The organism is Arthrobacter sp. K410C, from assembly GCF_059090105.1.
On sequence record NZ_JBNHFJ010000043.1, the window covers coordinates 1 to 1,326 of the forward strand.

2 protein-coding genes are annotated in these 1,326 nt (G+C 67.8%); both read left to right on the top strand.

Annotation, left to right across the window (positions count from 1 at the left end; all coding sequences use genetic code 11):
* A partial coding sequence (locus AC5RU7_RS20965; RefSeq protein ID WP_494053870.1) for a glucose-6-phosphate dehydrogenase assembly protein OpcA occupies positions 1–869 on the top strand: 869 nt, incomplete at its 5' end.
* Positions 870–992: 123 nt separating this feature from the next.
* On the top strand, positions 993–1,326 hold a 334-nt coding region (locus AC5RU7_RS20970; protein ID WP_494053871.1), incomplete at its 3' end, for an alcohol dehydrogenase catalytic domain-containing protein.

Below are 1,326 nucleotides of genomic sequence, written 5' to 3' on the forward strand. Positions count from 1 at the left end.
TCGTGACGAAGTCCGGGCTCGAGGAAGAAGCGATCGAGGCCGCGAACGAGGCCAGCCGGGAACACCCCTGCCGGATCATCGTGCTCGCCGACGCCGGGAAGGACCACGCGGACCGGCTGGACGCGCAGATCCGGGTCGGCGGGGACGCCGGCGCGTCCGAGGTGATCGTGCTGCGCGGCTACGGCCAGCTCGCGCACGAGTCCGAGTCGCTGGTCGCGGCGCTGTTGCTTCCGGACGCCCCGATCGTGGCCTGGTGGCCGCACGGTGCCCCGGAAAACGCCTGCGAAACCTCCATCGGCCGCATCGCGCACCGCCGGATCACCGACTCCGCAAACGAACCCGACCCGCAGGCCGCGCTCGAAAACATCCGCGCCACCTACAAAGCAGGCGACACCGACCTCGCCTGGACCCGCCTCACCAACTGGCGCATCCAACTCGCCGCAGCCCTGGACCAGGCCAGCTCAACCGCGGTACTGGCCGCCGAAGTTGAAGGGGCCCCGGATTCCCCAAGCACGCTGCTGATGGCAGCCTGGCTGAACACCGCGCTGAACGTGCCCGTGACCATCGTGCCGGGCACCCCCGGAACGGGCCTCCGCCGGGTCCGCCTCACACTTCCCGACGGCGACATTCAACTCCTCCGCCCCGGACAAACCGTCGCTGTACTCACCCAGCCGGGCCAACCCGCCCAACGCATCTCCCTCCCGCGCCCAAACCTCCGCGACTGCCTCGCGGAAGAACTCCGCCGCCTGGACCCGGACCACGTCTTCGGTGAAACAGTCGCCCAACTGGGGCGGGCAAACCTCATGGCAACCTCGCAGGATTCCGGTGCTGTGCTGAACCCGCGGCAGGCGTGCCTGGTCCCGGCTTGATTGGTACAGGTCGACGGCACTCGGGACAGAACGGTGGCGGCACAACAACACATCCGGCTTATGGCCACCCATATCACCGCCGAGTCACGGGGTCCGGCCGGATCCATGAAAGGAAACCAAGCAATGGTCCATAAAGTTAAAGCGGTGGTAGCCCGGGAGAAGGATGCCCCGGTTTCGCTGGAGACCATCCTGGTGCCGGACCCGGGGCCGGGGGAGGCGCTGGTGGATATCTTGACCTGCGGTGTCTGCCACACGGACCTGCATTACAAGCAGGGCGGCATTGGCGATGAGTTCCCGTACCTGCTGGGCCATGAGGGCACGGGTGTGGTCAGCGCGGTGGGCCCCGATGTGACGTCTGTGGCCCCGGGTGACCGGGTGATCCTGAACTGGCGCGCGGTCTGCGGCCAGTGCCGGGCGTGTGCCAAGGGCCAGCCGCAGTACTGTTTCAACACGCACA